Raw genomic sequence first — 8844 nt, 5'->3', positions numbered from 1 at the left:
CATCGTCGTGGTTCCTTTCGAGATGGATGTGAAGAGTTCTCTCGAAGGATCACACGGTGACCGTCGCCACGTTCACAGCGACGCGGCCACCGGATCCGTACACCACGCTATTGGACGCAACCCTGATAACAGCTGATTTCACCCTTCATCTCATCCGTGGGTAGCGAGGTGGCGCGTAGTTCTTTCTGGAAGCGGTTGTCCACGTTTCGGGAAGCGGGGTTCCGGGGATCGGGAAGCGCTGGGGTCTTGTGTCGTGATCGGCTGATGGTGGTCGTAGCAGCTGCTGCGGCCGTCATTTCAGTTGAGAGGGGTGGTCGTGTTGAGCACGGACTACCGGAAGATCATGAGCCTGCTGTTGGAGCGGCGTAGCTATCGAGAGATCGAGGCGATGGCGGGCTGTTCGCAGAAGAGTGTCGCGGCGGCGAAGAAGCAGCTCGTGGGCAGGAGCATCACCGTCGACGGGTTGGCGCGGCTGACCGACGCGGACATCGCCGAGATGTTCCCCGACGGGCGCTCACGGGTGCGGTCGGAGTATGCCGAGCCCGACTTCGAGAGGGTCGTGGTGTCGTTGAAGAAGAACCAGCATTACACCCTGTTGCAGGGGTGGCGCACCTACATGGGGATACCGTCGGAGCTTCGGAAGTATGGGTATTCGCAGTACTGTGCTTTGTTCAGCGAGTGAACCGCGTCGGGAAGGAGCTGATCCACTACGCGGTGCACTATGGGAACTGCTCCGCAAACCGACCACACCCGAGCGAGTGGTTCTTCTCGATTCCGGAAACGCTCCAGTTGTTTGCTTCACCAGACGTGCCGGAAACCGTGGCGGCGGCGTGGAGGGATGATCCACTCCAGCGGCTCACGGTGTTCCGGGATGATCTGGAGCAGCGCGAACACACGTCGCCCAGCAACATCGCAGTGGGCGACCGCCGCGTCCTCAGCAGCCGAGAAACCGCCATCTTCGTGTCCCGATTCTTGACGTATCCGGACGGGGAGGACTTCGTTCGCGATGACGACACGAGGGCCGCGCCGGCGCTTCGGCGCCAGCAGGCGGCCCTTCTGATCCCTGGACGCGAGTCTCCGGGCTTCCGACGGTTCGATCCCGCTCGCGGTCGTGCTTCGACCGGGCACTATTGGCGGCAGTTCGCGGAGGAGCTCTCCGCCTATCTGCGCGATCAGCTCGACCGCGAGAGCGCCCCCGAGATGGACGAACTGCCCGATGCTACACAGCGACTGCTTCGATACGTCACGCTGTATGAGCATGAAATTCGCGCCCAGATCTTCGGTGACATCGACGAACCCGGGCTCTACGTGCGCCGCGCCGCTGAAGAGCGCGTGCTGGATGCCATCGACGACAAGCGGAGCGTCGTTCTCATCCCGGGTGAGGCGGGTGCCGGAAAATCCAGCCTGCTGTGGAGCGTCACGGGGCGGCTGCGCGAGAGGCGGCGACTGCCGGTACTGGTGTCCGCGACTTGGTTGGCGTCAGAGAACGATCGCCTGTCGAGTACACAAGAACTCGTCGATCAGCTCACCATCATGGCTGACGCGCGCCTTCGCCCGGTTCTTCTGCTTGACACCGCCGATCTGCTCTTGCATAGCCAGGGCCTCATCTACGAGACGAACGAGCTGCTCAGGCGTCTCCGATCCGCGTCTGTGCCAGTCGTCCTGACCGTCCGGCCCGTCGAGGAGAAATCGCTGATGCTGTCGGGCATATCGGCGCGTATCGAGTTGGGCGGCTACGACGAGGACGCAGAGCTTCCGCAGGCCGTGCGGGCTCTGATGCGACGCTACCTCCCCGATCACGCAGCTGAACTAGGGCTCGAACTCATCCACGCTGTTCAGACCCGTGGGCTGCCCGCTGTCGAAATACTCCGGTCACCACTGCTGCTGCGTCTGCTGTTCGATCTCAGCGAAGGCACACTGCCGAGTCTCGACCTGGACGTGTCGGGCCTGTATGAACGCTACTGGCACTTGCGAATAGTCCGTGACCAACGGAGCGCGCGGTACGCCGACGCCGATGACCTCAGCGGCATCGCGGCGCGTGTCGGCATTCTCATGCTTGCTGATGCGAGCCCAACTGTTAGCGCCCACCGCATAGAGACAACGCTCCCACGGGTCGCTCTGCCGATTCCGCTCCCGCACGCGCCATCACACGCGATCAGCAGTCTCATCCGCCGCGGTGTTCTGGTCACCGCCGGCGGCGACGGATGGCGTTTTGCTCACCAAACGCTCTTCGAGTTCGTCGCCGCGAAAGGCCTGCTTGTGCGCGGCGGAGAAACGATGCTTGCAAAGCTCTTGGAGCATATGCGAGATCACCCACACGATCTCTTTACCGGTGCGGTTCTCGAGCAACTCGTGATCCTCATGGCCAGTGAACCGTCGACCCGTCAACACGCCAGCGAGGCCGCCCGAGCACTCCTCGAATCCGCCAGCCCCTCGCTACGTGAGATCGGCGTCATGGTGTGGTGCCATCTGCCCGGCCTCACCGTCGACGACGAACTCATCCTTGGCCTCGACAAGAGCGCCGTGTCGCGGCTCCTCAGGCATCTCCCACAGGTGCGACGTCTCGACTCGGACACCACGTGCAACCTCCTTGCGCACATCTGGAGCACCCACAGACAACACGTCTATCGGCATCTCACATCGTGCCTCTTGCGTCTTGTCCGCCGGTGGCCCGTCGATGTTGCGCGGCTGGTGGAGCGCCTCAAGCTCGTGGAATACCTGGCCACGAGACAAACGCAGACGCTGAATCAGCCCGGCCCGACGATCGAGCTGACCGTCGGTATTTCCAGTGCGAACCCACAGTATGCCCGGGCAGCATCCCTCCTGCTGCTTTCCCACCTCCCGGACGCCGCTGGGTGTCTCCAGCTGCTGCATGAGATCGCAGCCCACTGGTCATCGCTAGGCGACGACGACTACCTTGAGCAAGTAGTCACCTGTGCGGTGCAATCGGCGCGCAGATTCAAATCTGCACGCCGCGATTTCGGAGTCGCGGCCGGCGAGGTCACCTACCGGCATCTCGAGCCGATTGCTCGGGAGGCGCCGGATGGCGAAGAGGCCTGGTGGCTTGCGTTGGCACCGCGAGTCATCGACGAGATGTTCACCGCGCCGCTGACCGTTCCCCGCGCCGCCGAGCGGCATGCCCTCGGCAAGCATCTCTGCACTTCTCGCAACCGCGCTCACATCACTCGCATCTTGGAGCCGCTGTTCGGACGAAAAGCTGAGGACAGCCCGCCGCAGATCGTCGGCTCCTTTCTCGTAGAGATCCTGAAGACCGACACCCTGGCGTCTCACGTGGTCGGGGATCACCTCTACGACAAGCTCGTTGAAGGACTTCCGGCGCGCTCCAACGCGGGTAGTACGTCCGCGCAACGATGGGCCATCATGGCGCGGGCAGTCCTCACCGACGCTGAAGCGCCCTACGAGTTGATCAACCGCGTCACCGGCGACCTCCTCGCTGACCAGCCGCTCCTTTGGCGTCTGCCGGAGTACCTCCTCGGTGTTCTCGTTCCTGCCGCACTTGCCGGTGTGGCTCGGGCCGTGGCCCTCGTCAGAGACGTCATCCGAGATCCCGATCAGCTCGCCGCTCACTACCTTTCACCTGAGCAGGGAAGGGCCGCCCAGATCGAGCTGGTCCAGACAGGATTGAACTACGCAGTTCGCGACGACCTTGCGGCCGAGGTCGTGCTGAGCGTCGCGCTTCGCACCCAGCGACTCGGTGTCGTCCGCGCACTGCTGGCGTACCCGACGGGCCGCGCGGCGATTCAGTCGCGGCAAGCGCAGATCGGTGAGCTCATCGCCGCGAAGATGAGGGGAGACGATCAGGATCAGCGTGACGCGAGCGGCCTGGCGAAACAGCTGCAAGCGCACGAGATGATCTTCCCAACCGTGCGCGACCTCGGCGACCAGCTCATGCTCCTTCGTGACCCCATGGCACGTGCCGCGATCATCGAGATGTTCCCGCGGGCCGTTGCTGCCCGCCTCGATCACGCCACGGAGGCACTCGCTCTCATCCGAACGCACGTTATCGACGACGTGCGCACACCAGCGTCAGCGGAGCCCGTGCTGAGCGCTCCGCGCCACCGACTTGCCGATGCCGGATTTTCGGCCTATCGCGCGGTCCTCGCGCTTACCGGCACACGGGAAGCATGGGAACCGCTGTGGGGCCTCGTCCGCGAGCCCCCTCTCCAAGGACAAGGAAAGCCCGATGCCAACCCTTTCCGCGACATCGCCGACTACTTGCGCGCCATCGACATCACCGACGCTGACAACGCGGCCTTCGTCGCCCAACAACTCGTCGAAGTCGGCCGCTGGGTGGCGGCCAACGCCAGTTCGAAACAATCCAAGACCATCTCGAACTTCATCATCAGCACCGCTCGGCGGCTCGTGCGCAGCCCGCACCTCCAGACGCGCCGAGCACTCATTGACGCAGCGCCCTCGCTCCCCATCACGCTCGGCGTGGCCATCGTCACCGCCGCTGTCAGCACCGACGACGCCGAGTATGTGAGCAAGCTCATCAACCAGGGCAGACTCACCGGTGCCCTCGCCGATGTCGCACTCCAGCGGTTGAAAGGTCATCGAGAGGCCGGTTTCCAGCCCCTCCCGTGGCTCATCGTCGGTCTCTGACAACCCGGCCCAATCGCTGACAAGCGAACTGACAACCGTGCGTTCGGGCACACCGAACCATGGGTCATTCCACTAACCATCAAGGCGGTAGCTGCGCTACCCGCAGCGTGCGCCGCCGGGAAGGAATGACATCATGGCCGCTTCCAAGATTCCCAAGACGAAGGTGCGCAACGCCGACGTCACGCCCGAAGTCCGTGCGGACATGTTCGCTGAGAGCCCCGGCAGCCGGTTCGCCGTACTCTCCCTCGGGCATGGTCTACGGGCGAACGCGTTCTACACCGCGTACATCGAGCTCCGCACCGAGGTGTACACCAAGCAGACCGGAATGCTCAGCACGAACGATCTCGCTTATGGAGTCGACATCGACGACGACGATGATCGCTCCAGCGCGTTCCTCGTGGTGGAGAACCGTGCCTCTCACGCCGTGGCAGTCGCCTGCGTTCGGGTGATCGAACGGCTCGGCAGCGACAACCGTCCGCTTCCGGCCGATGCCCTGTACGGCCTGGATCTCGGATCGGAATGTCTGGAGGTCTCGCGATACATCGCGCGGCTCGACGACAGATCGGATCAGGCCGACGTGCTGAGGGAACTGCTGCGCTCGACGGTTGCCCACATCCGCCAGCACGGCACCGACGACCGGGTCTACGCGATCGTAGAGCGTCCGCTCGAGCGGGTGTTGCGGATCATGGGTATCGGGGTCACGCGCATCGCCGATCCGATCTGGCTCGACGAGTACCAAGGCGTAAACGTCGCGATCCGGCTCGACCCCATCGTGTCCGCCGCCAACCTCGGCGGCCTCCGTGAGATCGACGAGCTCGACGTAGCCGAGGGCGCGATTCGTTTCTGGGGCGAGGTGAAGCGATGAACGTGTCGTCGAGCACTCGTCATGAAGCGATTCCGCCGGAGTACCGGCGAAACCTCGGATTCTGGCGACGGAGTGAACAGGAGTTGATGCGCGAGTCGGTCATCGCGGTGGCGGGCGCCGGCGGCGATGGCTTCGATCTCGCAATGGCAATCGTCATGATGGCCGGGCCGAAGGAGATCCGCATCGCGGATCCGGAGACCTTCGTGCCCGAGAACTCCAACCGCGTCGCGTGGGCGCACACCGACACCTACCAGAGGCTCAAGGTCGACGTGCTGCGGGAGGACATCACGAAGATCCGTCCCGGCACCAACGTCGTTACGTTCCGAGACGGCGTCACGATCGACAACGTCGACCAGTTCGTCGCCGGCGCTGACCTCGTCCTCGACGAGTCCGAGTTGCGGTACCTCCACGTCGGCACCGCGCTCGCACGGGCGGCGAGACGGCACGGCGTACCCAATCTCCTCGTGATGAACATCGGATTCGGTGCGATAGCGACCTCGTTCGAGCCAAACAGTCGGCATACATTCGAGCGGATGATGGGGCTGCCCACCGACATCACGCTCGACGAGGCCGCCACGCGGACTGTGAACCTGGCGCGGTGCGTGCCCTATGTCCCGCCCTACGCCGATCTCGCCACGTTCCAGGCGGCCATGGCCGGCGCCCCGCTGCCGTCGGTGGTGCAGGGGGTGAAGGCTGCTGTAAGTCTCGGCGCCACCGAGGCGTTCCTGCACCTCACCCGAGCCGATCAAAACCGCCGCCGTTCGCCGGTGTTCGCACCACGATGGGCTTACACCGATGCAATGACACTCACGTCGGGGCGGATCCGATTCGCCCGTGGTCGTCATTGGGCAGGGGCGGCGGCACTCGCCGGCCGATCGCTCCTGGGGTGGAACCCCCGAGCTTCATACGCATCGGAGGAGACGCGCCGTCGCGGCTGAGACGGCACTGGTCACGACCTCGCCCATCCCGGTAGAATGGCGTCAGGGCTCGTCAGCCCTGACGCCCTTCTAGGTCGACAAGGGCTTCGAGGATCGCCCAGAAACCGAGTGCGGCCGGATGCCACTCGACCGGCTGCCCGTCTATGCCCGGCCGGAGGATGATCGTGTCAGCTGACCAGGCGCCGCTGGGCCAGACCTTCGACGGCGGCGGCACCGAGACCTGCCAGCAGTTCAGCCGAAGCCCCGGCGTAGAAGGCGAACCCCAGACTTTCGAGCGCATCGCCGTAGAACTCAGCAGTCCGCTCGATGAAGCGCTGCTCCGTCTGTTGAAGCATGGCCACAAGTCTGCTCCGGGTCTCTTCATCCGCGAGACTGCTCGCCGACGCGACGAGCGTGACGTGGGTTCGCCAGGAAATCGAAGAGCTGAAGTGATCGAAGTTGACACGAGTCGCGACGCGAACGGCTTCGCGAAGTACGGCCACGCGTCCTTCTTGAGTTCCGAGCATGTCTCGATGCTTCTCGATCACTTCGTAGCCCGCGTCTCGGGTTCCTGAGAAGAACATCGCATCGTGAGTCTCCGACGTCGAAGCGAGCTCCACCAGAAGGTCGGCGTAGAAGTCTTCCTTGGTCGACCAGATCCGATAGAACGAACTCCGGGGCACGGCAGCGGCGCGGATCAACTCCTCCAGTGCGAGATGCGCGAGGCTCACCGTCAGCCCGGTCTTCTCAAGCATTGCCAACGCCGTGTCCAGTACTCGCGCGCGGGTCACTTCACCGCTCAGACGTGGAGCTCGTCCGGGCGCTCCCCACGAGGTCTCCTCTTCTCGGTGCTGCAATTCAGACGGGCCTTCGCTGGACGGATCAGATGTCGCACCGCATAGGTGGGCAATGCCGTGTCGGATTCTTCGATGAGCCTAGTCGACGTGCGCAAGAGGGACTACGCCACGTTCTTTGACGCGACACCGTCGGCGATTCTCGGCATTCTCTTGATTCCTTTCTCGCCGTCAACGGCGTTTCTTCCCGACGATCCCGAGCGGCTCGCGTCCTACGTGACGGGTGCGTCCCCAGAGGGCGTGACCAACCTCCCGCTTATCGACTACGTGATCATGCTGCAGGCGGAAGTCGACCGGGCCGGCGCCCTCGAGAGGGCGCGCGCGCTCCCCGACGCGAACATCGACGGGGCGAACTCCCGGGCGTACCTTCTTGCCTGGATCCTCTCGCGACCCTGAGAGGTACCTACTGTTCCGGCGGACCTCATGCACAGAACCTCAACACACAGATAGCGACCACACATGATACGCAAAGCAGTCATTCCCGCCGCCGGCCTCGGCACGCGATTCCTTCCTGCAACAAAGGCGATTCCGAAAGAGATGCTGCCCGTCGTAGACAAACCTGCTCTGCAGTACGTCGTCGAGGAGGCCGTCGCGACGGGACTGGAGGACATCCTCGTAGTCCTTGGCCGCAACAAGAGTGCGATCAGCAACCACTTCGACTCGGTGCCCGAACTGGAGTCGAACCTGTTCACGAAGAGTGACGACGCGAAGCTCGCACATGTGAAGAAGGCGTCGGAGCTCGCGGATCTGCACTTCGTGCGCCAGGGAAGCCCCAGAGGACTGGGTCATGCGGTATCGCGCGCGGAGGCGCATGTTGGGCGGGAGCCGTTCGCCGTATTGCTGGGTGGTGACTTGATCGGTGAACGTGAAACCCTTCTGCGACGCATGATCGACGTCGCCGAGAATCACGCCGCCTCCGTCGTCGCGTTGCTCGAAGTCGATCCGGAGCAGATCCATCTCTATGGTTGCGCCTCTGTGGAGATGACCGACCAAGCCGACGTAGTGCGGATCACGGGCTTGGTGGAGAAGCCTGCATCCGGCGCTGCGCCGTCAAACTTCGCGGTCATTGGGCGCTACGTCCTCAGACCCGAGGTGTTCGACGTCCTCAGAGGCACGACGCCCGGAAAAGGCGGAGAGATTCAGCTGACGGACGCGCTGGAGCGGATGGCGTCCGACCCGGCGGAGTTTGGCGGGGTATACGGCGTCATCTTCAGGGGGCAGCGCTACGACACGGGAGACAAGCTCGACCACCTCAAGGCGATCGTCGAGATCGCCTCCGAGCGCCCCGACCTCGGACCGGAACTGCTGCCATGGCTCAGCGATTTCGTCTCCGGGAGAGGGCTTGCTGCGCGAGGCTCAACGCCGACTCCACAATCCTCTATGTCTGTATCACGCTGACTTACGGGTTGGATCGCACCAGGGTCTGAAGCGTGTCACCACGACCCGACGATGCAGAAAGGGTCAAGTCCTGGGGCGTGGTGTATCGGTGATGGTGTGATCCTTCGGTTCTGATGGTTATGCGGTGAGTGCTCGGAGGTCGGGTTCGGTCACCTCCTCGGGGTTGGGGTCGGGTTCGCCGACGCGG

Annotated in this window: 7 protein-coding genes; 6 read left to right on the top strand and 1 reads right to left on the bottom strand. The window is 63.7% G+C overall.

From position 1 onward, the window contains the following. Positions 1-316 precede the first annotated feature (316 nt). The 4 genes from WBP48_RS10770 (at position 317) to WBP48_RS10755 (ending at position 6426) form a co-directional block, all read left to right on the top strand. Positions 317-682, top strand: a complete 366-nt coding sequence (locus WBP48_RS10770; RefSeq protein ID WP_424440174.1) for a hypothetical protein — start codon at positions 317-319, stop codon at positions 680-682. Positions 683-861: 179 nt separating this feature from the next. Next, complete coding sequence (locus WBP48_RS10765; protein ID WP_424440172.1) at positions 862-4623, top strand: hypothetical protein; 3762 nt, start codon at positions 862-864, stop codon at positions 4621-4623. A gap of 133 nt (positions 4624-4756) precedes the next feature. Continuing rightward, complete coding sequence (locus WBP48_RS10760; protein ID WP_424440169.1) at positions 4757-5488, top strand: hypothetical protein; 732 nt, start codon at positions 4757-4759, stop codon at positions 5486-5488. Next, the gene (locus tag WBP48_RS10755) at positions 5485-6426 is read left to right on the top strand and encodes a ThiF family adenylyltransferase (protein WP_424440166.1); all 942 of its coding nucleotides are present in this window, start codon (positions 5485-5487) and stop codon (positions 6424-6426) included. The genes WBP48_RS10760 and WBP48_RS10755 overlap by 4 nt, the downstream gene beginning before the upstream one ends. Positions 6427-6593: 167 nt before the next feature. Here the strand turns inward: WBP48_RS10755 and WBP48_RS10750 are convergent, their stop codons facing one another. After that, a complete protein-coding gene (locus tag WBP48_RS10750) occupies positions 6594-7160 on the bottom strand; it encodes a hypothetical protein (RefSeq protein WP_424440163.1) in 567 nt (188 codons plus the stop codon). A gap of 174 nt (positions 7161-7334) precedes the next feature. On the opposite strand from WBP48_RS10750, the gene WBP48_RS10745 reads away from it, so the two are divergent. Together WBP48_RS10745 and WBP48_RS10740 are read left to right on the top strand one after the other, a co-directional pair. Beyond that, entirely contained in the window at positions 7335-7655 is a 321-nt protein-coding gene (locus WBP48_RS10745; protein WP_424440160.1) for a hypothetical protein, read from the top strand. Positions 7656-7718: 63 nt separating this feature from the next. After that, positions 7719-8657 (top strand): UTP--glucose-1-phosphate uridylyltransferase, encoded by a 939-nt coding sequence (locus WBP48_RS10740; protein ID WP_424440157.1) that lies wholly within the window; start codon positions 7719-7721, stop codon positions 8655-8657. The last annotated feature ends 187 nt before the right edge of the window (positions 8658-8844 follow it).

Source organism: Microbacterium sp., from assembly GCF_049661145.1.
Lineage (GTDB): Bacteria > Actinomycetota > Actinomycetes > Actinomycetales > Microbacteriaceae > Microbacterium.
The sequence above is the reverse complement of the archived record's forward strand: the minus strand, read 5'-3'. Positions and strand labels throughout refer to the sequence as shown.